Genomic DNA, 26517 nt, shown 5'->3' with positions numbered 1-26517 from the left:
TGTATACTGTAGAATACTGAATTACACTGTATTGCACTAAAAATTACAGAATACTACGGATTGTTCGGAAGACGAATCGACGAGGGGGAATATTTCGAGTGGAAACCGTACGGCGGATACGGGACAGATGGGCAGTCGAAGGATTCCGACGTCGAACCGTAGCTATTGTTCAACTACCGAATCGTGTCCGATGGTCAACTACCGAATCGTATCCGTTGTTCAACTGTCGAACCGCGCCTGTTGCATGAACGGTTGAATATCGTCGATGTCGCCGAGCCGTGAGTCGGATTGGAGGACTGCCTCGGTCTCCTCGATGGGTACCGAGAGGCTGATCTCTTTCGTGCGCCCGTAGCGGCCCTTCGAGACGACGACGGCGTTGACGATGCCGAGCATGTCGAGTTCGCTGATGAGGTCGGTGACGCGGCGTTGGGTAAGGATATCCGCGTCGATCTCCTCACAGAGGTGTTTGTAGACGTTGTACACCTCGCCCGTGTTGATGTTGTGGACGCCGTTTTTCTCCAGCGAGATGGTCGAAAACAGGACGAGTTTGGATTGCGTGGGGAGCGTGCGGACGACTTCGACCACGCGGTCGAGTTCGATTTTGTCCTGTGCCTTTCGGACGTGGCCCTCCTCGACGCGTTCGGCTTGGTCGCGTTCGGCGAGTTCGCCCGCCGTCCGAAGCAAGTCGAGCGCCCGTCGAGCGTCACCGTGTTCCTGTGCAGCGAAGGCGGCACACAGCGGAATCACGTCGTCGGAAAGGGCGTCCTCCTTGAACGCCACCTCGGCGCGGTGCTGAAGAATGTCCCGGAGTTGGTTCGCGTCGTAGGGCGGGAAGACGATTTCCTCTTCTCCCAAACTGGACTTGACGCGGGGGTCGAGGAAATCGGTGAACTTCAGGTCGTTGCTGATGCCCATGATAGACACGCGCGAGTTGTCGAGTTCGGAGTTCATCCGCGAGAGGTTATAGAGCGTGTCGTCGCCGGATTTCTCGACCAGTTTGTCGATTTCGTCCAGCATGATGACGACGACGCGTTCCTGATAATCGACGGCCTCGAAAAAGGTATTGTACACGCGGTCGGTCGGCCACCCGGTCATCGGAACCGGTTCTATCTCTTCCGAATCGGCTTCGAGTTCCTCGATTCGCTCGTCGATCTCCTGAACGGAGGCAAAATCGACGTTCGCCAACTGTTCGGATTCGGCAGTCACGCCCTCGCGGATGTCTTTCAGTTCCTCGATTCGACTTTCGATGTCGGACAAATTGTTCTCGATGAACTTGTTGGCGAGTTGCGCGAGCACGCGGTACTGCGTGTCCGTTATCTCGCAGTTGATGTACTCGACCTCGCACGGGACTTCGTACTTCAGCGAGGTTCGTTCGAGTTCCTGACTCACGAACTTGGCGCTCGCCGTCTTCCCGGTCCCCGTCTTCCCGTAAATGAGGATGTTCGACGGCGTTTCGCCGCGCAGTGCGGCGACGAGGATGGTCGCCATCCGGTTGATCTGCTCCTTCCTGTGGGGGAGTTCGTGTGGCGTGTACGAGGGACGAAGCACTTCCTTGTTCTCGAAGATCGGCTCGCCGCTGAGCAGATCGTCGAACAACCCGTGATTGCCCTCCTCGTCCGAGTCGTCCAAGACGACATCGTCCAAATCGATGCCCTCGAAGCCACGGTTCATGTGGCCGGTTCGTTCGTTCGGCGGGTCGGTATTTTCGTCTGACATACGTCGGCTTGGTACCCCTTCGTTTCGACTGGAGTTGGCACGCCGTGCGGAGAGAGACGGGAGAAAACCGGGAATAACGTCACGATTTTCGTCCCAAAGAAGCGACAGCGCGTCCAGTTGATGCAGATGAAAAAGAGGTACAGCACAGTACTAAAATCTTTCTCATCGGTCGAATGATGGACGAAAAACGGTTTTTTCCCGGTTTCACGCTGAAAGAGCACCGTTTCGGGTCGAACGAAAGAAGAGAAGTTGTGAAAAATTGATGATTCAGTGGCGGTTTTGAACGCGAATTTTGAACGCGAATTTTGGACACGGATTTTGGGAGGGATCGATTTTCGAGAGATTTTCGAGGGGTTCCGTCGAGAGCCGTTGGAGAGCCGTCGTCAAAATTGTCGAAAGATGATTTTGAAAGCACGCGAGGGAATTCAAGACGGTGGTACCGGGAACGGAGGCCGACTGGTTCAACCGTCCGTTTCGTTCGAGTTTAAGCCGATCTAACCCGTGCATTTCGGGTGGAATTGAAAAAGAGGGGCCGAGACGATTCGCGGGTCGAGACGATATGATCCGAACCCCCCAATTTCGGGTGGAACACGTACAAACTATCGCCATAGTTGGAATTATCAGAGGGGAGAAAGGGAGGTTCATTTGGAACCATACGCCGGAATGTTGTCTATCCGAGATGACGCCGTTCGGAATTGACAAGCTGATGAGCAAGTCGATGGGTGAATCGGTGGGTGAGTCGGTGGCGAGGGACGCCATGTTGAATGTTACCACGTATCTCTGAACCCCCCCACCCCTTCGTTTCGGGTGGAACGCGGGAACAGTGTGGTGGGGGGGGGGGCTAGTTTAGGACAGGAACCTTTATTACACAATCTAGCCAACAATATCCGCAAACTAGAGTCATTTCTTTTCTAGAGTGGGGTGTGTCCTGTAAGTTACCTCCAACCGACACCCCACACCCCACCTTTCACCGTTTCCACCCGAAACGAAGGGGTGGGGGTGTGTCACAACGAGTAAAAACAACAACACATCCACCCGTCTCCACCAACGAGTCATCTCAAGTCCAACGTTGGAGCAACACCTTCTCGTGTTATCTCTTCACGTGCTCACTGACACCGTAGAACACGAGGTGTCGGTAGTTCTCTACCGTTCACTTTCCTTTCATTTACGTCTCTATTTTCCATCCGTTGCGTGAGAATCGTCCGGTCGTTTTCGCCCACGTAACCCGACAACCCCTTCGTTTCCAGTGGAAGTCGTTCCCCGAGCACGGCCGTTGAACAAAAATTCGATGCGGCGAGAAAAAGACGGACCAGGAGCAACGAAAGTACCTCCCAGTTCGACCATCGACCGGGGTCCGAACCGGTCCTTTTCGTGTTCCTTTCTTGAGGTCCGTCTCGTGTTTTCTTGGAGCCTGTCTCGTGTTCACTTTGAGTCCGGCTCGTGTTTTCTTCGAGTTCGTTCCTCGTTTTCTTCGAGTTAGTCTTACGCTATTTCTTTCCCACTGCCGCATGGGAATTGCGTCAAGAGTTGTCTGACATAGGTTTAAGTGAATGGCGTAAATTTGTACGCGCAACAGCCCCGCACGTCCGGCTCATCTCGACAACCGGTTGTCTAGAGTGATTATCCGACACTGGGGTCTGGGAGGAAAAAGGATGGGATTGTTTACTGGTCTCAGGCAAAGTATTGCACGTGTGACCGACAAGCTCTTCTCGTCGGAAGAGCCGAAACGAATCGGCATCTATGGGCCCCCGAACGCTGGGAAGACGACGCTCGCCAATCGCATCGCTCGTGATTGGACGGGTGACGCCGTTGGTCCAGAGAGCCACGTTCCACACGAAACACGCCGCGCGCGTAGGAAGGAAAACGTCGAAATCGAACGCGACGGACGGAAAGTCACCATCGATATCGTTGACACGCCGGGTGTCACGACGAAAGTCGATTACGAGGAGTTCCTCGACCACGATATGGACAAGGAGGACGCCGTTCGCCGCTCCCGCGAGGCCACGGAGGGTGTCGCGGAAGCGATGCACTGGCTCCGTGAAGACGTCGATGGCGTCATCTACGTTCTCGATAGCTCGACCGACCCGTTCACGCAAGTGAACACCATGCTCATCGGCATCATCGAGAGTCAGGACCTACCGGTACTTATCCTCGCGAACAAAACCGATCTCGACGATTCGAGCGTCCAGCGGATTCGTAACGCGTATCCGCAACACGAGACGATTCCACTCTCTGCGCTGGAGGGTGACAACATGGATGAAGTGTACACGAAAATCGCGGAGTACTTCGGGTGATTCCAATGCCGGAAGTGAAAAATTCAGACGACGGCGTTCAAGTTGACCTCATCGGTGGTGAACGGATGGCTGGGAAGACCAGCATGGAAAAAATTCGGATGATACTCGATGGTGTCCGTGACGGCAACATCGTCATTCTCGAAGAAGGGTTGTCCCCCGACGAGGAGAGCAAGCTCATCGAGGTGACGATGACCGAAATCAGCCCCGACGAGTTCAGTGGTATCGAAATCGAAACATATCCCCGTTCGAAGACGTCCGACAGCAGTCTCCTCGGTCGATTGATGGGTCGTGAGTCCACCGGTTCGAAACTCACCGTCATCGGTCCGGCGAACCAAATCGAGACGCTCCACAAGGACGAGAACCTCATCAGCGCCCTCATTTCCCACAAATAATGCCCCACGAGTGTACGAACTGTGGACGGACGTTCGCGGACGGGTCGAAGGAGATGCTTTCGGGATGTCCCGACTGTGGCGGTAACAAGTTTCAATTCCGACCGTCCGGTTCATCTCAAGACGAAACGAAGGCCACCGAATCCGCGGGTGCGAGCGCGAACGCTGCACCGACCGCTGACAGTGCAGGCGGGTCCGGGACGGTAGGTCGAGCGGCGAATACGGTCAAAGGATGGGTCGGGTCGCGTGGTCGTTCGGAATCGGAATCCACGAACTCGGACCGTAACGAACCCGCGCAGAAGCCTACCCAACCGACAAACCGCCGCGAACAACCACCACAAGCGAGCGAGCGGGCAGAGGCGAACGAGTCGGCTCAGTCGAAGCCGACTCGAAAACCGACGGTGGAACCCAGCGCCGAATCGACTGAGGACCGCGCACAGGCGAGTGCTCGCTCGGAAATCGTCCCGAACGACGAACTTCCGGAACGGCCGGACAACGAGGGAACGGGTACGGTTATCAAACCGCCCGAAGACGACCAGCCGAGTCTCGACGAACTCCGCGAGGAGCTCAACAGCCAGTTCGAGAGCATCAAGGTGGTCGAACCTGGGCAGTACGAACTCAACCTGATGGAGTTGTACGAACGCGACGAGTACATCATCGCCATGCGTGAGAACGGTCGATACGTCATTCAGGTCCCCGATTCGTGGACTGGTGCGGCCGATAGCTGATTCCGTTTCGGTTCTTGCCGCTTTTGTTTCGGTTTCGCTACCTCTGTTCTGACTTCGCCCGTCTCGTCATCTCGACGTTCGATGCCGCCGGTGTCGGTACCTACCGGGTGGCCAAACGTGCCGACTGGTGAAAAACGGTCAATCTGGAGTGGAAACGAAGGGGTTTCGACCCGAGTAGGCAGATTTTAAGCAATCGAGTGGGAACGAATGGGTATGAACACTCCGACGAAAATCGTCATCGGGACGGTCGTACTGACGATGGTGGCCGTACTTGCAGTCATCATGAACGCTTGGCTCATCGCCTGATGTTTCGCCAACGGTCTGTGCCGGACGACGTGGCAGCGGTCCGAGACGACCACGCGCCGGACGCGCTCGTCTTGGATTGCGAACGCGATTTCGAGACGCTCCCGATTCCGGCGCGCGACGACCTCGCACTCCTGACGGACGAACTCCGCCCGTTTTCGGCACCCGACGAGTGGCTACCTAGCGACGCTCCGGAACTCCTCCGACGCTTCGCCGGGACCGACCTCGTTGTCGGGATGCCGGGAGACGGTAGCGTGGCGTGGACTCACCAAACCGACCCACCCGTCCTCTTCGTGAAAGCGCGCGTCCAGGGGTCGCCCGAGTCGTTCATCGACTTTCTGGTCGCGGAAGCGCTCGTCGAGGTCGGACTCGACCTTCCCGAACACTTCCTCGAATTCTTCGAGGGTCGATACCGGGAGTTCGCCGAGGTCATTCCGCTCGGACCCGCGGCCACGTACCAACTCGCCGTCGCCCTGTGTGACGCGTACAAAGGGCTGTACACACGCGAGGTGTTCGCCGACTGGCAGGGAACGCATCCTCGGCTGTTCGAGGCGTGGCGGGATGCGGGTCAACGAATCGAACCGCGGGTGGACGGCATCACCCGGGAAGTCGTGACCGGAACTTCCGACTTCCCCGACGCCACCGAGTTCGCCTGTAGCGCCATCAAACACGGTATCGAACCGCCAGCGCCGTTTTCTGCACTCGACACGCAGGCCTACCGCGACCACGGCGTCGGCTACGCCATCAAATGGGCCGAAAAGACGCTCGGTTCGCTCGATGTGGGTTCGGATTCGAATTCGAACTCGGATTCTGATTCGGCTACCAGTTCTGATTCGAATTCGGAATAACACCGTCCGGCCCCGTTCTATCCCCACTCACTACACACGCTCCGTTCTATCCACGCTCCGTTCTATCCACGCTCCGTTCTATCCTCGCTCCGCTCTATCTTCTCACTCGCCGTCTCCTTCTGTCGGGACGATCACGAGGTCGTCGGGTTGGCTGTCGAGGTATATCGAATAGTTGTCCGTGCCCGTATCTTGTGCCATGGTAAACCAGAACAGTGCTGTCGCATATAACCCTACCTGTCAATGTTTTTCATTTATTCGACTCACAACTGTATGAACATCCGATTTATTATCAGATACAATCCGTTTAAGGTTGTAATGTGGGCGGAAAACCGCTCTTCAGTGACTCATTTCTGGACGAACGTTTCGTGACGCCTCGGCGTCCGCGACGTTCCCTGCTGATTCGGCGCGCGTGAGAACGGCACGAGTTGTCGATAGAGCCTTTCTTTTGCCGTCTCACGAATTTCTATCTCACGAAGTCGCCGTCTCACGGAGTCGTCGGTTTACGCGAGGTCCTCGGCGATGTCTTCGGCGAAGTAGGTCAAGATCAGGTCCGCACCCGCCCGCTTGATGGACAGCAGGGATTCGAGCGCCGTCTCCCGCAGGTCGAGCCATCCCTTTTCGCTCGCGGCGTGCAACATCGCGTATTCGCCGGAGACGTTGTAGGCGGCAATCGGGTGGTCGTACTCCTCCCGGATGTCCCGCACGATGTCGAGGTACGGCAGTGCCGGTTTGACCATCAGTATGTCTGCACCCTGCTCAACGTCGAGTTCGACTTCGTGCATCGCTTCGCGCGCGTTGGCCGGGTCCATCTGGTAGTGTCGTCGGTCGCCGAAGGCGGGTGCGCCGTCCGCCGCGTCCCGGAACGGGCCGTAGAACGCCGATTCGTACTTCGCGGCGTAGCTCATGATGGGCACGTCGGAATAGCCCGCTTCGTCCAGTCCGGTGCGAATCGCTTCTACCATGCCGTCCGTCATGCTGCTCGGCGCGACCATCTCCGCACCTGCCTCGGCGTGCGAGACGGCGATTTTCTGCAGCAGGTCGAGCGTTTCGTCGTTTTTCACCGTGAGTCGCGGGTCGTCCGCGGCCTCGTCCTCGACGATTCCGCAGTGGCCGTGCTCGGTGTACTCACAGAGACAGACGTCGGTGATGACCGTGGCGTCCGTCTCGGCCGTGATTCGACGCGTCGCTTCCTGTACTACGCCGTCTTCGGCCCACGCCCGACTGCCTCGTTCGTCCTTCGATTCGGGGATGCCGAACAGCATCACGGCCCCGACGCCCGTTTCCAGCACTTCCCGCACACGTGCGACGCTCTCGTCTATCGGAACGCGCTCGTGTCCGGGCATCGATTCGATCTCGACCCGTTCGTCCGTCGTGGCATCGACGAACACGGGTGCGATGAGGTCGGTCGCATCGAGGGTCGTCTCGCTGACTAACTCTCTGATTCCGTCACGACGAAGCCGACGTGGACGCTCGGTGAAGTTCATATCACTGCTACCCGCGGAATCCCCAAAACCGCGTCGCTCCGGGGATGGGTCACAACGCATTTAGCCCGTCCCGTCAATATCCGTATCTGATGCACATCGCCTCGCTCGTTGCGGTCGAGACGACCATACCGACCCTCCTCACCTTCTCAGTTTTCGGGTTGGCGATTCTGTCGTTTGCCCCGAACTCTCGCTCGATTCGAACGTTCGTCGCGAACTACGGCGTTTTCGTGCTCGCGGGCAGCGTCGCGCTCGTGGCCGTCGCCGGTATTCTCCTCTTCCTGTTCGGCGACGAAACGCTCGCAAAACAGTGGCTCGACCAGTACGGCTTGTTCGCCCTGTTTTTCATCTTCATCCTCGAAGGCGCGATGATGCTGTACTTCGCGCCGAGCGAGACCGTCGTCCCGGTCGGCGTCACCGTCTTAGCGAAGTCGCCCAGCGATTATCGGACGATAGCAGTCATCGTCGTCGTCGCCGTCATCGCTTCGACGGCCGGACAGTACGCGCTGTTCCTGCTGGCGAAGCGCGGCGGGCGTGAGTACCTCCTCGAAAAACCGTGGTTCCGAATCGACGACTCGTCGCTGGACCGGTTCGACCACTGGCTCGAACGGTGGGGTCCGCTCGCCATTCCGCTTAGCAACACGCTCCCGTTCACTCGCGGGATGTTGACCGTCCCGGCCGGTTTCGGTGAGATGAAGGACAGAAACTTCATCATCCTCTCCGCGCTCGGTTCGCTCTCGTTCGAAACGCTCCTCGCAATTTTCGGCCCGAGAGCGTTCGCGATACTCTTGGATGCGATTTCGAAGTTCTTCTGAACGTAGGCGGGTCCCAGAATCGACCTCCGAAATTTATATTTTATTGCCACTTTCTCCCCACTGTTCGATTCTGACCACAAACCCGACAACTGTCGACCAATTTGAAACTCTCCGAGTGAGGCGGGGACCCGGTTGAAATCATCGTCATCCTACCATGGCGATAGACCTAACAGTGCTGAAAGCGTAGTTCTACTCGCGCCCGCGTACCGTTTGTCGCGTGCCATGCTACGAGCGCCACGTGGGCGCACTTTCATTCTAACACAGTGACAGGAGAGTGATGTCTCATCAGTAACTGTCGATAAATTGGTTCGATGGAATATTTCGAATCGAAAGTATATTTGGCTCGCGTTTCGAGTGAAGGGATATGGAGACGATACGTGCCAACGAGTATCACGACCTCGTTAGCGTGACCGATCCGCAAGTCTCGCCGGACGGCGAGCGAGTGGCGTTCGTCCGCTCGGTTCCGAAGGACGACGAGAAGTACGAGGCGACGGTGTACGTCGTTCCGCTGGGTGGCGACGAACCGAAGCAGTTCACCATCAGCGAGGGCGTGGACAGCAGCCCGCGGTGGAGTCCGAGCGGGGACCGACTCGCGTTCGTGAGCACTCGAGGAGCGGACGACGACCGACCGCAACTGTGGGTCATGCCCACGGCGGGCGGCGAGGCACGACAGGTGACGGACGTGGCCGGCGGCGTCTCACAGTTGGCGTGGTCTCCCGATGGGACGAAAATCGCGTTCGTCCAGTCGAGCACCGAGGACGACCGCGACGAGGAGCGCGACATCTCGCTCGACGGGGAGGAGTACGAACCGGAAACGCCGGACCCGCGCGTTATCGACCGTAAAATCTACCGGGCGGGCACGAGCTATTTCGACGGGAAACGGAGCCACGTCTACCTCGTCGATTTGGACGACGATTCCGTCGAACGACTGACGGATGGCGATTTCGACTTCGCGGCACCCGACTGGGGTGACGAGACGACGCTCTACTTCGGTGCCGAACGCGAGGATGACCCGGACGACAACATCACCATCGATGTCGTCGCCTACGATATCGACGCCGACGAGGAGGAAACCCTCTTCCAGACGAGTGCGTGGGGGGCGTCGTTAGCGGCGACGGAGGACGGCCGAATCGCCTACATCTACTCACCCGAGGAGAACGCCACGCTCCGACAGGCCGACCTCAAGGTCTTCGACCGGGGCACGGGCGAGACGGTGACGCTCACCGAAACGCTCGACAGAACGGTCGCAATCGCTCCGGAGTGGGACCCCGAGGAGGAGCGGGTGTACTTCGGCACACCCGACGAAGGCGACCAAGTGATTTGGCGCGCTCGGGGCGACGGGAGCGAGGAGCTACAGCGGGTCGTCGGCGACGGGCACATCACCGACTTCTCGGTCGGTGCCGATGCCGTCGCCTACGCGAAATCCGAATGGGACCATCCGGGCGATCTGTTCGTTTCGACGCCCGGGGGAGCCGAAACGCATCGGCTCACCCGCGCCAACGCGGAGTACCTGAACGACCGCGCGGTGGGACAACCGGAAGAACTCCGCTTCGAATCCGACGAGGGAGTCGAAATTCAGGGGTGGCTCCTCACGCCGCCGGACTTCGATGCGGACGAGCAGTATCCGCTCGTCGTCGAAATCCACGGCGGACCGCACGCGATGTGGTCCACGAGCGGCACGATGTGGCACGAGTTCCAGACGCTCGCCGCGGAAGGCTACGTCGTCTTCTGGTCCAACCCGCGCGGTTCGACCGGCTACGGCGAGGAACACATGGCCGCCATCGGACGCGATTGGGGCGATACGACCATGACCGACGTGATGGCGGGTGTGGACCTCGTTGCGGAGCGCGATTACATCGACGAAGACGACATGTTCGTCACCGGTGGGAGCTTCGGCGGCTACATGACCGCGTGGATCGTCGGCCACACAGATCGGTTCAAGGGCGCGGTGAGCCAGCGCGGCGTGTACGAACTCAGCAGCTTTTACGGCTCGACGGACGCGTTCAAACTCATCGAGTGGGACTTCGATACGACGCCGTGGGAGGAACCGGAGTTCCTCTGGGAGCGCTCGCCGACCGCGTACGTCGAGGACGTGACGACGCCGACGCTGCTCATCCACAGCGACAACGACTTCCGCGTCCCGGTGAACAACGCCGAGATGTTGTACCTTCTCCTCAAGAAAAACGACGTGGAGACGCGCCTCGTGCGCTATCCCCGCGAAGGCCACGAACTCTCCCGGAGCGGCGAACCGGGACACGTCGTGGACCGACTGGAGCGTATCGTCCGCTGGTTCGACGGCTACTCCGATCACCGCGACGTGCCGAAGGCACTGGACCGCGGCGACGACGGATTGTCCGCGAACGAGGACGACGAGGACGACGAAACCGAGGAGTAGGACGCGAGAGATCGTCGCGGACCACGAACGACGCGGTGGACCAGAATGCCACGGCCGGACAACGACAACTATTGTCGTGGGGAGGTACGTTTCGTCCGGGGTCGGTTCGTCCGAAATTCCGCCGCCTGTGGCCGATTTTTCACTGGAAACGAAGGGGTTGGTGAGCGGTTTCGTATCCGAACTATGTCACCTTCGGCCATCGAACGCGACCGAGTTTTGTCTGCCGTCTCGGTTCGGCTACTGACGGCTCCATACCGTTTCAGGGGGCGGTTTCGGTAGCGGGTCGAGCGGCGGGTCTTCCGCTTCCGTGTCCCGTTTTCTACTCGAAAGAAGGGGGTTCAATCGACGATGATTTCGGAACTCGTGCTCTCGGCGTCGGCGGTCGGTTTCATCTCGCTGTCGTATCGGTCTATCCAATCGGCGAAACACTCCGGGCAGAGTCGCTGGCTGTCTATCTGTGAGCGGTCCACGGTCAATCGAATCGTCCGGGCCAGCGCGTTCTGTACCGGTTCCTGACAGTCATCACAAGGGTCGGGGTCGCTCTCGTCACTCATGAAGGCTCAATGTGACGCAAAATACATAAAACGACGCGGAAATCAGACGGTGGCCGCGGATCGGGACGTGTCCGCTGTCGGGTGTGTCTGTTGTACCGGCGGGACGGCCGAATAGCTGGTTCCGTCCTGTTGCGTGACGGTCGGACCGATGACGGCCGCCTTGGAGAAGAACAGGCGGACGTGGCCAAGCCACGGTATCTTCAACTCGGCGGTGCCGCGAATCCACTCCGGTTTCACGGGGTCGCTGATACGGACCACTTGGTCGTACTCGCCGTTGTTGTCGCCCTTGGTGATGAATCCGGCGTGCGGTGCGGGGCAGTTGGGTAGCTCCTGGCAGTTTTCCGCACCGAGGATGTAATCCTTGTTCGCTTTGTCGTACCAGTTCTCTCCCTCGTCTACCCAGAAGCGAGCACGGTGGATGACGGGCGTTTCGTCGCTCCTCCCGTAGCGCAGGTAGATTACCACGTCACCGTAATCGTTGAACTTCTTGTAGCCGGTGTCCTTTCCCTCCTGATAGGTGACGACGCCGGTGTCGCCGTGGGCGGCGTCCGGCGGGAAGCGGTGCTGGTCCATGATGAAGATGAGGTCGCCTCGATACATCTGGGGTTGCATGCTCCCGCTCTCGACGGCCACCATCGGTGGCCACACGCCGCTGACGGCGAAGAGGATGAGACCGATTGCGACGACGACGGCGGCGCTCTCCAGCATCTCACGGACGAACACGACTGTCCCGTTGTCGGTGTGTCGGAACCAACGAATCCACGCGACCGGACCGGAGCCATCGGGTCCGGTGTCCCGTATACCGTCCGACGACGACTCGTCTGGGGGACTCATTACGGTTACGTAATCTTCCCCGCGTTGTCAACCTTCTGGGTTGGTTCGCTAGCCTTTTTGCCTATCCGCGTCTCTGAAGAGATGTGCCACTCGAAACCCCGGCTCGAATCGTCAGAGAACTCACGAGTCGCGGGTACAACGCCGACCGCGAGGCCGTGACGCTCCTCGCGTCCGCCCCTGACCCCGGAACGGCGCTCGAACGTGCAGTCGAATCCGCCCCCGAGGACGCCCTGAAACTCTCCGTCGAACACGTGCGAACGGTTCTCAATGATTCCTCGAACGGGGCGCGTGACCCCTCCGCTTCAGGTGGAGTTTCTGCCGCGAAATCGACAGCAGACGCGACTTCATCTCCAGTTGAAACGAAGGGGTCTGTGTCACGAAGTCCCACCGAACAATCGGTGGACATCCTCAACGACATGACCGGCGCGAGCACTGGGACCGGCGAATACGACGATTTCGTCACGGTGTTCCGCGATCGGTTCCAGCGCCTTTCGGGCAAACTTCGTGGCCGGGTGAACACCCGTCCGACGAACGCCGTCGCCAGCATGCCCGGCGGAAGCGACGCCGCCATCGTCGGCATGATAAGCGACATTCGCTCCACGGCGAGCGGGCACTGGCTCGTCGAACTCGAAGACACGAACGGGACCTTCCCGTGTCTCATTATGAAGGACCGAGAGTTCGCCAGCATCGTTGACGAGCTCCTGTTGGACGAAACCATCGCCGTCGAGGGAACGCTCTCCGACGACGCAGGCATCCTGTTCGTGGACTCGCTTCACTTCCCCGACGTGCCGCGGACCTACCGACCGTCGACCGCCGACCGCCACGTGCAGGCCGCGCTCATCAGCGACGTGCACGTCGGCAGTCAGGAGTTCATGGCCGACGCGTGGCATCGGTTCGCCAACTGGCTTCACACGGAGGAGGCCGAACACGTCGAATACCTCCTCATCTGCGGCGATATGGTCGAGGGCGTCGGTATTTACCCGAATCAGGACGAGGAACTCGACATCATCGACATCTTCGAGCAGTACGAGGAGTTCTCGGAGTACCTGAAGGAGGTGCCGGGCGACTTGGAGATCGTCATGATTCCCGGCAACCACGACGCGGTTCGACTCGCCGAACCGCAACCGGGATTCGACGACGAACTCCGCTCCATCATGGACGTTCACGACGCGAAGATCACGAGCAACCCCTCCACGGTGACGATTGAGGGGGTCTCGGTGCTGATGTACCACGGCGTTTCGCTGGACGAAGTTATCGCCGAACTGCCCGCGGAGAAGGCGAGTTACGAGGAACCGCACAAGGCGATGTATCAACTCCTCAAAAAACGCCACGTCGCGCCGCAGTACGGGGGCCACACCCGCGTCGCGCCGGAGGAGAAAGACTACCTCGTCATCGACGAGGTGCCCGACATCTTCCACACCGGCCACGTTCACAAACTCGGTTTCGGCAAGTACCACAACGTCCTCGCCATGAACTCCGGCTGTTGGCAGGCCCAGACCGATTTCCAGAAGAGCGTAAATATCGACCCCGACTCCGGATTCGCCCCCATCGTCGATTTGGACACGCTCGACGTGACGGTTCGAAAGTTCGCCTGAGTCGAAGTCGGCTCCTGCTATCCGTTTTCCAGTCGAAATGGAGGGGTTGATTTCCAGAGTACCTCGCCAAAAACTTCGAACCGAACGTGGCTCGTCGGTTGAAATTGCCGTGCCTCGAATTTCAAACACCGAAATCCGATTCCGCACTTACAGATGCGTTCTCAAACTGCCATCGGTGGATTGGTAGAATATAGATGAATTTGGGTGAGATTTGCGAAAATGTACTTCCGTTCACATTCGGAAATAGCTATCGTCGGTTATCATGACTGTACCAGACCTCTCGGACGATACGACCCAACCGGGCGATTCGAACTCGACTTCCCGTCGGCGGTTTCTCGCGGGTGCCGCTGTAACGGGATCGGCCCTCGCGCTCAGTAGCACCGCGATTGCGATGCAGTCGTCGGCGTCGGTCACGTTCGACGACCAGACCACGGGCGGCACGTCGGTCAGCGTCGCGTCGGCGACGCTCCCGAAAGGCGGTTTCATCGCCATCCACGACGACCGCCTCCTCGACGGGAAGGCGCTGGAGAGCGTCATCGGCGTCTCCGACGCGCTCGATGCGGGCACACACGAAACCGTCGATGTCGAACTGTTCGACGTGAAGGGAACGGAGTTCGACTCGAAGATGCTCGAGGAGGATGCCACGCTCATCGCCATGCCACACGTGGACTCGAACGGCAACGAGGAGTACGAATTCGTCTCTTCCGACGGACAAACGGACGGCCCGTACACGGCGGACGGGGAAGCCGTCGTGGACGACGCGATGGTCTCCATCGAGGTGGACTCGAAACCGACCGCGGACGTCTGCTTCCGCGACCAGAAGTCCGACGGCGAGAGCGTCTGGGTCAACAGGGCGACCCTCTCGGACGGCGGCTTCGTCACCATCCACGACGCGAGCCTCCTCAACGGCAAAGTGTTCGACAGCGTTATCGGCGTCTCCGGCGCGCTCGACGCGGGAACCCACGAGGACATCGAGATTTCGCTGTACGAGGGCGTCCCTGGCGGCGACTACGAGATGTCGATGCTGGAGGGAGACGCCACGCTCATCGCCATGCCGCACTTCGACAGCGACGACAACGGGTCCTACGACTTCCTCACGTCCGAGGGGGAGACGGACGGCCCGTACACGATGGACGGAAAGGCCGTCGTGGACGACGCGGAAATCACGCTCTCGGACGGCTGCTAACGTCGGCTCACGAATTCCCCATCGCAACCTTCCCCCGGAACCTATCCTCGTTTCCGAGCGCTTACGTGCCGATATCGACGAAAAAGTAGGACCTCGCTTACGTTACCGGTTCAGCGTGTGAATCGCGTGGCCGAGCGCGTTTTCAGCACACTCCATCACGGCCTCCGAGAGCGTCGGATGGGTGTGAACCGTGGCGGCCACGTCTTCCAGCGTCGCGCCCATCTCGATGGCCAGACCGAGTTCGGCGACGAGTTCCGAGGCCTCGGGGCCGACGATCTGTGCGCCGAGGACGAACCCGCTCGGTTCGTCGGCGACGATGCGGACGAAGCCCTCGGCGTGGCCCGTCGTGAGCGCACGGCCGCTCGCTTGGAACGGGAATCGACCCACGACGGGTTCGAAGCCCTGTTCTTCAGCTTCGTCCTCGGTCAGACCCACGGTGCCGATTTCGGGGTCGGTGAAGACCGCGGCGGGCATGGCCTGATAGTCGAGCGCCGAGGGTTCCCCGGCGATGACCTCGGCGGCGACTTGTCCTTCCTTGCTCGCCTTGTGGGCCAGCATCGGTTCGCCCGCGACGTCACCGATGGCGTAGATGTGGTCCTTCTCGGTCCGCGCACGGTCGTCCGTCTCGATGAAGCCCATCTCGTCGGTTTCGATGCCCGCGTCTTCGAGGTTGAGCGTGTCCGTGACGGGTTGGCGGCCGACCGCGACGAGGACTTTCTCGGCACCGAACTCCGAGACCTCGCCGTCCTCGTCCTCGGTCATGACGGTGATGCCGTCGCCGGATTCCTCCCACTCCTTCGCGGCCTGTCCGAAGTGGAAGTCGATGCCGAGTTCGTCGGCCTTCTTCTTGACCGGTCGCGCGAGGTCGTCCTCGTAGGCCGGGAGCACCGAATCGAGCATCTCGACGACGGTCACGTCGGAGCCGAGTTTGGCGAGGACGCCCGCCAACTCCATGCCGATGTAGCCCGCGCCGACGATGACGATGCTCTCCGGGACGTCCTCCATGGCGAGTGCCTGCCGCGAGTCGAGGACGTGTTCGCCGTCGAACTCGAAGCCGGGAATTTCGATGGGTCGGCTTCCGGTCGAGATGATGGCCTGTTCGAATTCGACCGTCTCCGAACCCTGTCCCTCGCCCTCGTGGACGACGCGAACCGAGTTCTCGTCCGCGAACTCCGCGCGGCCTTCCATCAGCGTGACGCCGTTGGCCTTACAGAGCTTTTCGACGCCGCCGGTCAGTTGCGACACCACGCCGTCCTTCCACTCGACCATCTCGCCGTAGTTCACGTCGAGTTTCGTGTAGATGCCCATGTCCTCGGCGTGACTGGCGTCGTAGGCCAAATCCGATGCCGTAATCATCGCCTTCGACGGGATGCAGCCGTAGTTCAGGCAGGTGCCGCCGTAGGCGTCCTTTTCCACGAGCGTTACGTCGAGTCCAAGTTGCCCCGCGCGGATGGCGGCGACGTAACCGCCCGGTCCCGCGCCGATAACCAGCACCTCAGTTCCAGTCGAGATATCTCCGACGACCATTGGGCGACTAGAGTAGCTACCGGGTAAAAAATCAGGTGGATTACGCCCTGACAAGTAGACGATTGTCAACAACTGCCACGATTTCAAACTCAGTCTGACAGTGCGTGGAAACCATTATCCTTCGACCACATCTGTTAGAACCATGAACCGTCTTTCGCGGTACGCCACCGGCCTCCTCGTCGCGAGCGTCGTCACTGCTGGCATCGCGTTCTTCGAATCCCCGACCGGCGAATCCCTTCAGCTCCTTCTCGGAATCGCACTCGTGTACGGCGTCGGGACGGCGGTCGCACTTCGATATTGGCCGATTCTCCGGAGCAAAGACGGTCCGAAATGGGTCACCGGCGCGTTCGCCGGGGTTATGACGTTCGGGTGTCTGAGTCTGTTGAACGGCGTCGCTCCGTCGCCGAACTTCGGCGTGGCGGTGCTCGGGTACGGACTGGCAGGGTTCGGCTTCGTCTCCGGAATCGCGTTCGAACACGGCAGGGACCCCTCGTTGTAGCCCGTCTCCGATGTGAACATCATCGGGTTCATCCGGTTTCTACTAGCCCTCATCGGTGCCGCGACGTGGCTTACCGACTGGTTGTGGGGAGAGACTCCTGTTCGAATTCGATAGTTTCGACGCGAAAAAAGTCACCCTGCGACGCGTCGGACTACTCCAGCAGGAGCAGTCGCGGGTTGTGCAGGTATTCGAGCAGTTGGTTGGCGAACGATGCCACGACCGCACCGTCGATGATGCGGTGGTCGATGGACATCGAAATCGGGAGCGTGTAGCGCGCTTCCACTTCGTCGTCCACGACGACCGGCCGCTTCTTGAGTTCACCGAGACCGAGGATACCGACCTCGGGGTGGTTGATGATCGGCGTCGCGTACTCGCCGCCGATGGCACCGAAGTTCGTGATGGTGAACGTGCCGCCCTGCATCTCCTCGCGCGAGATGGTGCGGTCGCGGGCCTTCTCGACCAGTTCGTTCATCTCCGAGGATATCTGGAGCATGTCCTTCTTGTCCACGTCCTTCAGGACGGGAACCATCAGGCCGTCGTCGGTCGCCACCGCGATGCCGATGTTGTAGTAGTTCTTGACGACGATTTCGTCGTTCTCCTCGTCCAGCGCGCTGTTGAGGTACGGGTAGTCCTTCAGCGCGGCCACGATGGCCTTCAGCACGAACGGCATGTAGGTCAGCTTGATGCCGCGCTCCTCGGCGATTTCCTTGAGTTCGGCGCGCGTCTCGACCAGTTCCGTCACGTCGATGGAATCGTGGTGAGTGACGTGGGGCGCGGTGAACTTCGACTTCTGCATCTGCTTGCCGATGGTGCGTCGAATGCCGCGATACGGAATGCGCTCCTCGCGCGGGCCGGTTTCGCCGGTCGCAACCGCGGCGGCGTCGGCGGCCTGCGCCTGCTGCTGTGCCTCGGCGTACTCACGAACCGCTTCGGGCGTGACGAACGCCTGTCCGTCGCGCTCTTCGGTGGACGGCACGGCGTTGATGTCGATGCCCTGCTCGTCGGCGAGACGGCGCGTCGCGGGCGCGGCCAGCGTCCGCTCGCGGTCGGCCGATTCGACCTGTGCTGGGGCGGCCGCGGTGGTTGCGCCAGTCCCGCCCGCCGTTCCGGTTTCGGTCGCCGGTCCGGAGTCCGCGGGTTCGCTTTCGACGGCTTCGGATTCTTCCTCGGCTTCCGATTCCGTCGCGCTCTCGGCCGCCGCGCGAACGTCGTGTTCGCTCACGCGACCGCTCGGGCCGGTGCCCTCGACGGACGCGATGTCCACGCCGAGTTCGCGCGCGAGTCGGCGAGCGCTCGGTGCCGCGAAGACGCGACCCTCGGGCGTCTCGGTTTCCTCCGCGTCCGCGGACGTGCTCGATTCCTCGGCGGCCGCTTCTTGCGAATCCGTCGAGGCTTCGGCGCTCTCGGTCGTCTCCTCCTCGGGTTCCGCTTCCTCACCTTCCACGTTGAACGTGAGGAGCACGTTGCCGACCGGGACGACTTCGCCCTCCTCGGCGAGCAGTTCGCGGACGGTTCCGTTGACCGGCGAGGGAATCTCGACGATTGCCTTGTCCGTCTCGACCTCCGCGACCGCCTGGTCTTCGGTGACGGTGTCGCCTTCCTCGACCTGCCAGCTGACGAGTTCACCCTCGGCGACGCCTTCGCCGACGTCGGGTAGCTTGAATTCGCGTACCATGTTAGAAGTTCACCGCGTCGCGGATGCCCTCTTTGATGCGGGTCGGCTCGGGCAGGTAGTAGTCTTCGAGGCTGTACAGCGGGAACGGCGTGTCGAATCCGGTGATTCGCTCGACGGGTGCCTCCTGGTAGAGGAGCGCCTCCTCCTGAATCGTCGCCGCGATTTCTCCGGCGAGGCCGCCCGTCTTGGGCGCCTCGTGGACGACCGCCGCGCGGCCGGTCTTCTTGAACGACTCGATGATGGTGTCCGTGTCGAGCGGCGAGACGGTGCGGAGGTCCACGACTTCCACGTCGATTTCGTCCGCCAGTTCCTCGGCGGCTTCCATCGTCGGTCGCGTCATCGCACCCCACGTGAACACGGAGATGTCCGTCCCCTCGCGGCGCACCGCGGCCTCGCCCAACGGAACCTCGTAGGATTCCGTCGGAACTTCGTCACGGAACGCGCGGTAGATGAGTTTCGGTTCGAGGAAGATGACCGGGTCCGGGTCGCGGATAGCCGAGGTGAGCAGGCCCTTCGTGTCGTAGGGCGTGCTCGGCATGACGACCTTCAGACCGGGCTGGTGGGAGTAGAACGCCTCCATCGACTCGGAGTGGTGTTCCGGCGCCCGGATGCCGCCGCCGTACGGCGCACGGACGACCATCGGGCAGGTGAAACGGCCGCGCGAGCGGGTTCGGAGACGCGCGGCGTGCGAGACGATTTGGTCGAACGCCGGGTACATGAACCCGGAGAACTGCATCTCGGGGACCGGCTTCAGTCCGTAGGCGGCCATCCCGATGGCCGTTCCGATGATGCCCGACTCCGCGAGTGGCGTGTCGATGACGCGGTCGTCGCCGAACTCCTCGTAGAGTCCTTCCGTGGCGCGGAACACGCCACCGTTCTTGCCGACGTCCTCGCCCATCACGACGACGTCCTCGTCCTGTTTCATTTCAGTGTACAGTCCGTCACGGACTGCCTGCACGAGCGTGAGATTTTCCGATTCGGTAGTTGCCTGACTCATAGTTACTCCTCTAGAAGCGTTTCGTCACCGTACTGCTCGCGGAGGTGCTCGAACGATTCCATCTGTTCGCGGAGCCGTGACGGCATTTCCGCGTACACGTTGTTGAATATTTCCTTGGCGTCTGGTCGTTCGACGGCCTCGGCGGCATCGATCGCGTCGGCGACGGCCTCTTTGACCTCTTCGCCGATTTCCTCCACGTCCTCTTCGTCCAGTCGGCCCGTATTCAGGAGGAACTTCTCCATCCGCGGGATGGGGTCCTTCTGTTTCCACTCCGCGACCTTGTCGTCGTCGCGGTAGACGGTCGGGTCGTCGGCGGTGGTGTGTGCACCGAAGCGGTACTGGACCGCCTCGATGAGCGTCGGACGCTGCTCGTCCTCCGCGGGGTCTTTCGCCTTCTCGACGGCTTCCTTCGTCACCTGATACACGGCGAGGGGGTCCATCCCATCGACCTGCACGCCTTCGAAGCCGTAGGCCTGTGCCTTCTGGGCGATGGTGGCGCTGGCCGTCTGGCGCTCGCGCGGCACCGAAATAGCCCACTGGTTGTTGTTACAGAAGAAGACGGACGGCGTGTCGAAGACGCCCGCGAAGTTCAGCCCTTCGTGGAAGTCGCCCTCGCTCGTCGCACCGTCGCCGAAGTAGCAGAGGAACGCCTTGTCCTCGCCCTTGAGCTTCGACGCCCACGCCGCGCCGGTCGCGTGCGGAATCTGGGTTGCAATCGGGACCGCGACGGTGAAGATGTTCGAGTCGTCCGGGATGTCGTTCCCTGCCTCGTGGCCCATCCAGTAGAGCATGGTCCGTTTGAGCGAGAGACCGCGGACGAGTGCCGCACCGTGTTCGCGGTAGCTCGGGAACATCCAATCGTCGTCGGAGAGCGCGTAGACGCTTCCGATTTGTGCGCCTTCCTGCCCGGAGAGCGGCGGGTAGGTCCCCATCCGTCCCTGCCGGTTGAGGCTCACCGCTCGCTCGTCGAAGTGGCGGGCGAGACGCATCTGGCGGTACATGTCCACCAGTTCCTCGTCGGAGAGGTCCGGCACTTCCATTCCGTCCAGCACCGTCCCGTCTTCATCCAGTATCTGTACTCGGTCCTGGGGGTCTTGGTGTACGATGCTCACGATCGAACCCATCCTGACATACACGAAAAAACTCTCGCGCGCATTATAGGGTTTTCGTAATTAACTTCCCATAGGAATTGTCTCTCACACGATTTTCACAGAATCGTCATCCAAAATCAGATATAATTTTCCAATGTAAAGTTATTCGCCGAATAGCAGTTGAATGATGGACGTATCGGTTACTGTCGAAATTTACCGGTAATTCTATTGTATATATGTTCGGACAGAGTTGTACATCATTCAGCTCATTTCACCGTTCGTTCAAACAGAAATCTGCCGAACTTCCCTCCTCGCGGCTCGTACCCCCTGTTTGCTATGACGAAGCGTGTCGCGCGCGACGCCTCACGGCTCGCGGCTCGCGGCTCGCGGGTCGTTCCTCCCTGATCACTATACGGAGACCCTCCGGGCCTCGTGGCTCACGGCTTCGCCGTTCGCTCAGACCGAGGCGCGTCGCGCCTCGCGTCTCGCTTGCTCGACCGTCTTCCCATCCCGGAGGATGGCATCGACGAACAGCTCGCCCGCCTTGTACGACGACCGAACCATCGGCCCGCTCGCACAGTAGAGGAATCCCAGTTCCTCTTCGGCGACTTCCTGCCACGTTCGGTATTTCGCCGGGTGGACGTACTCCTCGACGTCGAGGTGCATCCGCGACGGCTGGAGATACTGGCCGAGCGTCACGATGTCCACGTCCGTCTCCCGGAGGTCCGAAAGCGCCTGATACACCTCGTGGTCGTACTCGCCGAGGCCCAACATCAGGCTCGTCTTCGTGTAGATGTCCGATTCGCGCGTGACCTGCTCGAGAACGCCGAGGCTCTGTTCGTAGCCCGCTCGCGGGTCGCGGACGTGCCCTTGGAGGCGTTCGACCGTCTCGACGTTGTGCGCGATGACGTCCGGGTCCGCGTCGATTATTTTCCGAACGAGCGTTTCGTCGCCTTGGAAGTCGGGAATCAATACTTCCACGAGAATTCCGGGGTGGCGCTTCTTTATCTCCCGAATCGTCTGCGCGAAGTGTTCGGCACCCTGTCCTTCGAGGTCGTCGCGGTCAACCGACGTGAGCACCACGTAGTCAAGGCCGATTTCGGCGATGGCGCTGGCCACGTTCACCGGTTCGTCGGGGTCGAGCGGTTCGCCGCCGCCGGTATCGACGTCGCAAAAGCCACAGCTTCGCGTACACTTGTGTCCCATCAGCATGAAGGTGGCCGTCCCGCCGCCGTCGGCACCTCTCCCGCTCCAGCACTCTCCGAGGTTCGGACAGTTGGCCTCCTCACAAACCGTATTGAGGTCGTGCTCTCGGAGCGTCTGCTTGATACCCGTAAACTCCTGTCCCGACGGGGGTCGCATCTTCAACCAGTCGGGTTTGCGCCGCCCACTCATTACCGACGCTTTCGGCCCGCCACGACAAAAGGATAGGGTATTGTCCGAAGTGCTTCGTCCGGTTCCGCTCCACGTTCGTCCATAATTTCCGTTTCGGGATGGAAACGGTCGAATACTCGCGCCGGTCCGTGTACAACTGGCAAATAACAATACGGGTGGTTTCCCTAGTTCCGTCCCATGGCTACGAATCGTAACACGGAGTCGTCCGACGGCATTCGGACGAACGGACTGGACTGGTTCAGCATGCTTCTCATCATCATCGGTGCGCTCAACTGGGGGATTCTCGGCATCACCGACCTGACCGGCGGGCGAGTCAACGTCGTCCGGCAGGTGGCGGGACTCCTGTTCCTCCCCAACGTCGCACAAGTAGTCACGGACCTCATCTACGTTCTCGTCGGTCTGGCGGGACTGTACTTCATCTACACCAGTTACAAAATCGGTCGTGCGAGCCGACAGACACGACAGCAGGCGGCACAACAGACGGAACCGCGACGGACCGAGTGATTCCTTCTCATCTCCGTGTTCTTGTTTCTCACATCTTCATTGCCATATCTATAAATACTATCACGATTTTATAACGCATGTAACGGCAAAAACCATGCTCGATGTCTCACGGGACGAAATCACTAACGGGTCGTTAGTGCGTGCTCTCGTCCTTCTCGCTGTACCGCTCGTCGCCCAAAATCTCGTACAAGTCGCCCAACAAATCGTCGATATCTTCTGGCTCGGTCGACTCGGTGAAACCGCGGTTGCCGCAGTCGGTGTCAATATCCCCCTAACGTCGCTCATCTTCTCGGTTTTCATGATTACCGTGACCGGAACACAGGTTCTCGTCTCTCAGCGCGTCGGCGCGGACGAGTTATCTCGTGCTCGACGAGCGGTGTTTCATGGGATGTCGCTCGCGTTCGCGCTCGGGATAACGATGACCGTTCTCGTCTTTGTTTTCGGGCGGGATATCATCGCGCTGTTCGGTGCCGAATCCGCCGTCGCGTCTGCCGCCGTCACCTATCTGGTTACCTACTCACTCGGCTTTCCCATCTTGGGAATGGGCGATGCAATCGAGATGGGATTCGTTGGTTGGGGTGACTCGCGTGCCGCCCTCTACATCAACGTCGTGGCGGTCGGTATCAACATCGTTCTCGACCCGATTCTCATCTTCGGGCTTGGTGTCCCCGGATTCGAAGGGTTCGGCATAGCGGGTGCCGCCCTCGCTACGATACTCGGGTACGGTTGTTCGTCCCTGTTCGGCCTCGGAATGATGATTCGCGGTCGGGACGGCTTTACCCTCACGCGGGAGGCGATGACGTTCCGGCTGAGCGATTTCCGTGAACTGTTCGACATCGGCTTGCCGATGTTCGGCCAGCGCGCTGCTGCACAATCCGTCCGCGTCCTCATTATCGCCGTCGTGACGGCCGCTGGCGGCCCTGCTGCCGTCTCCGCGTACACCATCGGTGCGAGCGTCGCCAGCATCGCTTTCATTCCCGCGAGCGGCCTTCAAAGCGCCGCACAGAGCGTCATCGGGCAGAACATCGGTGCCGAAAATCCGATGCGAGCGAGTAGGACGACGTGGGTCGGCGTCGCCATCGCGGCAGTCGGTCTCTCGGTCATCGGCGTCATTCAGTGGTTTATTCCCGGCATGTTGACGAACCTATTCGTTCCCAATGTTTCGCAGGCTACGTACGACCTCACGGTCGATTATCTCCGCATCCTCGCCTACGGTTACTGGGGAATCGGCGTGATGTACCTCCTCGGTGCCGGGTTCAACGGTGCAAGCCGGACCAAGACGACGATGGTCGCGGATATGGTGAAATATTGGGGAATTCGACTCCCAATCGCCGCTGTCGGTGTGTTGTGGCTCGGATACGACGTTCACGCCGTCTTCTGGTCTGTTACCCTTTCGAACTGCGTGGCTGCCGTCGGTTTCGGTATCTACTACTACTTCCAAGTGAGCGACGGAATGACCCGGCGCGCGTCGCGGAGCGCCAACAGTTCCGTTGACGACTGACCCGTTCCGGTACTCGTTTCGATACTCGTTCGACTACCCTCTATTGTTATCACTCATATTGCAAAAGGGGGAAAGAATGGGAGCGCGGAGCGTGTGACCGCGTTTTGAACCAGCGCGCCGTACTACTTAAGCGCACGGGGGGCGGAGTGAAAGTAAAATCGATAGCAAGCGGGAGGGTAGAACCGGTGTCAGACGGAAGGCAGACGTTCGAGGTCAGACGGATGTCATACATAAATTAATCGTTCGTTCTAACCCGAACCATGCCATTTTCAATATATTGGTATATTCGACTTTCGAGCGGTCCGTCTCCGGGCCACGAAATCGATTCCGTCGCGTCGAGTTTGGTCGGGTCGCCGACGTACACCGCGATTTCGTCCTCGGAGGTGCCGTCGCCGGGAATCGGGACTCTGCTGTAGAGCCCCCGTTCGACGCCTTCGTACGAGTCGAGTGCCCCCATATCGGGTGTTTCGAGCAACCTGCCTTCGGTGTGGCCGCCCGGTGCGAGCGTCGGATAGCGACCATCGACGCGATGCAATCCGACGAGCGTCGCGTCGCCGACGAATTCGAACGTCTCGACGACGGACGCGACGCGCTCAGGGTCGGTCAGGGTACCGTAGACGAACACCAGCATGTGACCTGCTACACGAACGACGGCCAGTTAGCCCTACCGGGTGGGGACGTCCGGCGCGTCGGTTGCCCGTTCCGATACAGCCAAACCCCGTCGGAAACGATTCCGTCGCGTGACAGGACGTTCGCGGTTCGTCGCCGTTTGGCGGCGGGTCCTCGGGCTTTCGTGGCCCGTCATGGCCGAACAGGTGCTCCGAACGATGATGCGGACGACCGACATCATCGTCACCGGGCTGTTTTCGCCCGCCGCCGTCGCGGCGATCGGTCTTGCGGACCTCTACGCGCGGTTGCCGCTCCGAATTGGACTCGGACTCGGCGGCGGCGCGATTGCCCTCTCCAGTCAGGACACGGGCGGCGGTGCGACGGCCAACCGCGACGAGGCGGTGACGCAAGCCATCCTCGTCGGTGCGGTTTCCGGCGTTCCGTTCGTCCTCTTCGGTCTGCTGCTCGCCGAACCCGCAATCGCGCTGCTCGGCGCACCCGAAAACGTCGCGCGGATGGGCGGCTCGTATCTCACCGTCATCTTTCTCACCGCGCCCGCTCGCCACGTCTCGCTGGTGGCCGCTCGCTCCCTGCAGGGGACGGGGGACACGCGAACGCCGATGTACGTCAACGTGGTCTCCAACGTGCTCAACATTGGCGGGACGGTCGGATTGGGGCTCGGTCTCGGCCCGTTCCCGGAGTTGCGAATCGTCGGCGTCGGCGTGGCCACCGCGGTCGGAAACCTGTTCACCGCGGTCGTGCTCGTGCTGGCTATCGCGTTCGGCGTGACGCGAACGTCGTTCACGCGGCCCCGGAATCGAACCATCACGAAGCAGTTGCTCGCCGTCAGCGCCCCGCGAATCGGCGAGGGATTCGCGGCGACCGTCGCGGAGTTCCCGTTCAACGCGATTTTGCTCTCCTTCGGCACCGACGTGAACGCGGCGTTCCAGATCGGCCGACGGGTGTACCAACAGGTGACGGGTCCGCTCTCGCGCGGGTACAGCGTCGCCTCCAGCGTCGTCGTCGGGCAGGCGCTCGGTGACGGCGACCCGGACCGCGCTCGGTTCGAAGGCTGGGCAACGACGGCGCTCGGACTCGTGACTGTCGGCGGCATCGGCGTCGTCCTCTTTCTCGCCGCCGAACCCTTGGCGCGCATCTTCACCTCGGACCCGGCGACGCTCCGTTACGCCGCGGACTTCGCCCGCGTGTACGGGCTCGCCGCGCCGTTCCTCGTCTCCTTCGTCGTTCTCGCCGGAGCGCTGCAGGGCGGAAGCGACACCAAGACGCCCTTTATCGCCCGAACGTCGGGGATGTTCGTGTTCATGGTCGGCTTTTCGTGGGTCGTCGGCGTTCACTTCCAGTACGGAATCGTGGGCGTGTACGCCGGAATCATTCTCTACTACGTGTGGGCGCTGGGCGTCGTCGGCACGGGATTCTATCACGGCAACTGGGCGACTCGCGCCGCGGCGATGATGGAAGAGCGCGGGAGTTCGGACGGCACCTAACTATTTCGGGATTTCCTCCCGCGCCGAAAGCCGGAGAGTTCCCCCGCGAGAGAAAGTGGTAGGCAACACGGGACCC

22 protein-coding genes are annotated in these 26517 nt (G+C 60.5%); 12 read left to right on the top strand and 10 right to left on the bottom strand.

All coding sequences use genetic code 11. The features are described from left to right. Positions 1-219 precede the first annotated feature (219 nt). On the bottom strand, positions 220-1671 hold the full coding sequence (locus OPC11_RS14320; RefSeq protein WP_264782532.1) for an orc1/cdc6 family replication initiation protein: 1452 nt from the start codon (positions 1669-1671) through the stop codon (positions 220-222). 1697 nt (positions 1672-3368) lie between these two features. Here OPC11_RS14320 and OPC11_RS14315 point away from each other — a divergent pair. The 4 genes from OPC11_RS14315 (at position 3369) to OPC11_RS14300 (ending at position 6278) form a co-directional block, all read left to right on the top strand. Continuing rightward, positions 3369-4010: an Era-like GTP-binding protein gene (locus tag OPC11_RS14315; protein ID WP_007982151.1), complete on the top strand. Its 642-nt coding sequence runs from the start codon at positions 3369-3371 to the stop codon at positions 4008-4010. Positions 4011-4015: 5 nt separating this feature from the next. Beyond that, positions 4016-4402, top strand: a complete 387-nt coding sequence (locus OPC11_RS14310) for a DUF2073 domain-containing protein (protein ID WP_007982153.1) — start codon at positions 4016-4018, stop codon at positions 4400-4402. Then, positions 4402-5127 (top strand): Zn-ribbon containing protein, encoded by a 726-nt coding sequence (locus OPC11_RS14305; RefSeq protein ID WP_264782345.1) that lies wholly within the window; start codon positions 4402-4404, stop codon positions 5125-5127. The genes OPC11_RS14310 and OPC11_RS14305 overlap by 1 nt, the downstream gene beginning before the upstream one ends. Positions 5128-5432: 305 nt before the next feature. Next, positions 5433-6278 (top strand): hypothetical protein, encoded by an 846-nt coding sequence (locus OPC11_RS14300; protein ID WP_264782344.1) that lies wholly within the window; start codon positions 5433-5435, stop codon positions 6276-6278. 500 nt (positions 6279-6778) lie between these two features. Here OPC11_RS14300 and hemB read toward each other — a convergent pair whose 3' ends face one another. Then, complete coding sequence (hemB, locus tag OPC11_RS14295; protein WP_264782343.1) at positions 6779-7762, bottom strand: porphobilinogen synthase; 984 nt, start codon at positions 7760-7762, stop codon at positions 6779-6781. A gap of 89 nt (positions 7763-7851) precedes the next feature. Here hemB and OPC11_RS14290 point away from each other — a divergent pair, with 89 nt between their 5' ends. Together OPC11_RS14290 and OPC11_RS14285 are read left to right on the top strand one after the other, a co-directional pair. After that, positions 7852-8574 carry a VTT domain-containing protein gene (locus OPC11_RS14290; RefSeq protein WP_007982163.1) on the top strand — a complete coding sequence of 241 codons (723 nt, stop codon included), beginning with the start codon at positions 7852-7854 and terminating at the stop codon, positions 8572-8574. Positions 8575-8938: 364 nt separating this feature from the next. Beyond that, positions 8939-10969: a S9 family peptidase gene (locus tag OPC11_RS14285; RefSeq protein WP_264782342.1), complete on the top strand. Its 2031-nt coding sequence runs from the start codon at positions 8939-8941 to the stop codon at positions 10967-10969. Between the two features lie 338 nt (positions 10970-11307). Here OPC11_RS14285 and OPC11_RS14280 read toward each other — a convergent pair whose 3' ends face one another. Together OPC11_RS14280 and OPC11_RS14275 are read right to left on the bottom strand one after the other, a co-directional pair. Next, the gene (locus OPC11_RS14280; protein ID WP_007982165.1) at positions 11308-11523 is read right to left on the bottom strand and encodes a hypothetical protein; all 216 of its coding nucleotides are present in this window, start codon (positions 11521-11523) and stop codon (positions 11308-11310) included. Between the two features lie 42 nt (positions 11524-11565). Then, complete coding sequence (locus OPC11_RS14275; RefSeq protein WP_007982166.1) at positions 11566-12357, bottom strand: S26 family signal peptidase; 792 nt, start codon at positions 12355-12357, stop codon at positions 11566-11568. A gap of 83 nt (positions 12358-12440) precedes the next feature. On the opposite strand from OPC11_RS14275, the gene OPC11_RS14270 reads away from it, so the two are divergent. Both OPC11_RS14270 and OPC11_RS14265 read left to right on the top strand, forming a co-directional pair. Beyond that, positions 12441-13952 (top strand): DNA-directed DNA polymerase II small subunit, encoded by a 1512-nt coding sequence (locus OPC11_RS14270; protein ID WP_264782341.1) that lies wholly within the window; start codon positions 12441-12443, stop codon positions 13950-13952. Between the two features lie 262 nt (positions 13953-14214). Then, complete coding sequence (locus OPC11_RS14265) at positions 14215-15138, top strand: twin-arginine translocation signal domain-containing protein (RefSeq protein WP_264782340.1); 924 nt, start codon at positions 14215-14217, stop codon at positions 15136-15138. A 102-nt stretch (positions 15139-15240) separates the two neighbouring features. Here the strand turns inward: OPC11_RS14265 and lpdA are convergent, their stop codons facing one another. Continuing rightward, positions 15241-16665, bottom strand: a complete 1425-nt coding sequence (lpdA, locus tag OPC11_RS14260; RefSeq protein ID WP_264782339.1) for a dihydrolipoyl dehydrogenase — start codon at positions 16663-16665, stop codon at positions 15241-15243. Positions 16666-16807: 142 nt separating this feature from the next. Here lpdA and OPC11_RS14255 point away from each other — a divergent pair, with 142 nt between their 5' ends. Next, a complete protein-coding gene (locus OPC11_RS14255; RefSeq protein ID WP_007982175.1) occupies positions 16808-17164 on the top strand; it encodes a hypothetical protein in 357 nt (118 codons plus the stop codon). A 151-nt stretch (positions 17165-17315) separates the two neighbouring features. On the opposite strand, the gene OPC11_RS14250 is transcribed toward OPC11_RS14255, so the two are convergent. From OPC11_RS14250 to lipA, 4 genes are all read right to left on the bottom strand, one after another. Then, entirely contained in the window at positions 17316-18839 is a 1524-nt protein-coding gene (locus OPC11_RS14250; protein ID WP_264782338.1) for a 2-oxo acid dehydrogenase subunit E2, read from the bottom strand. A 1-nt stretch (position 18840) separates the two neighbouring features. Next, a complete protein-coding gene (locus tag OPC11_RS14245; RefSeq protein WP_007982179.1) occupies positions 18841-19836 on the bottom strand; it encodes an alpha-ketoacid dehydrogenase subunit beta in 996 nt (331 codons plus the stop codon). A gap of 2 nt (positions 19837-19838) precedes the next feature. Then, complete coding sequence (gene pdhA / locus OPC11_RS14240) at positions 19839-20948, bottom strand: pyruvate dehydrogenase (acetyl-transferring) E1 component subunit alpha (protein ID WP_007982181.1); 1110 nt, start codon at positions 20946-20948, stop codon at positions 19839-19841. Between the two features lie 435 nt (positions 20949-21383). Further along, positions 21384-22322, bottom strand: coding sequence for a lipoyl synthase (gene lipA / locus OPC11_RS14235; RefSeq protein WP_264782337.1), 939 nt, complete (start codon positions 22320-22322; stop codon positions 21384-21386). Between the two features lie 177 nt (positions 22323-22499). Between lipA and OPC11_RS14230 the strand changes: the two genes are divergently transcribed. Beyond that, positions 22500-22826, top strand: coding sequence for a DUF378 domain-containing protein (locus OPC11_RS14230; RefSeq protein ID WP_007982185.1), 327 nt, complete (start codon positions 22500-22502; stop codon positions 22824-22826). 94 nt (positions 22827-22920) lie between these two features. After that, on the top strand, positions 22921-24327 hold the full coding sequence (locus tag OPC11_RS14225) for an MATE family efflux transporter (RefSeq protein WP_264782336.1): 1407 nt from the start codon (positions 22921-22923) through the stop codon (positions 24325-24327). 235 nt (positions 24328-24562) lie between these two features. On the opposite strand, the gene OPC11_RS14220 is transcribed toward OPC11_RS14225, so the two are convergent. Beyond that, entirely contained in the window at positions 24563-24958 is a 396-nt protein-coding gene (locus tag OPC11_RS14220) for a gamma-glutamylcyclotransferase family protein (RefSeq protein WP_007982189.1), read from the bottom strand. Positions 24959-25067: 109 nt separating this feature from the next. On the opposite strand from OPC11_RS14220, the gene OPC11_RS14215 reads away from it, so the two are divergent. Then, entirely contained in the window at positions 25068-26441 is a 1374-nt protein-coding gene (locus OPC11_RS14215; protein WP_306421023.1) for an MATE family efflux transporter, read from the top strand. The last annotated feature ends 76 nt before the right edge of the window (positions 26442-26517 follow it).

This window comes from Haladaptatus sp. T7 (assembly GCF_026008575.1).
Classification (GTDB): Archaea; Halobacteriota; Halobacteria; order Halobacteriales; family Haladaptataceae; genus Haladaptatus; species Haladaptatus paucihalophilus.
This window is presented reverse-complemented; position numbering and strand designations above follow the sequence as displayed.